This window comes from Chromohalobacter sp. HP20-39 (assembly GCF_033052815.1).
In the GTDB taxonomy this organism is placed as follows: domain Bacteria; phylum Pseudomonadota; class Gammaproteobacteria; order Pseudomonadales; family Halomonadaceae; genus Chromohalobacter.
Window position 1 is genome coordinate 1 of record NZ_JAWHTP010000684.1, and the last position, 271, is coordinate 271.

1 pseudogene is annotated in these 271 nt (G+C 67.9%); it reads left to right on the plus strand.

Annotation, left to right across the window (positions count from 1 at the left end):
- Positions 1–271 (plus strand): annotated as a pseudogene (locus tag RVY79_RS19700) (helix-turn-helix domain-containing protein); the annotation flags it as partial.

Consider the following 271-nt stretch of genomic DNA (forward strand, 5'->3'; position numbering starts at 1 on the left):
TTGCGCGACGATCCGCCGGCACTGGCGCTGCGCGGCATCGCCATGGCACAGCTTGGCGATCTCACGCGCGCACGGGCACTGCTGCGCAACGCAGCGCGCGCCTTCGGACCGAGAGAAGCCCTGGCCCGCGCGCGCTGCGTCGTTGCCGAAGCCGAAATTGCCCTCGCCTTGCGTGACCTGGGCTGGCCCGAAAAAACGCTCGACGCGGCACGTATCGCGCTTGAAGCGCATGGCGATCATGTCAACGCCGCACATGCCCGGTATCTCGACA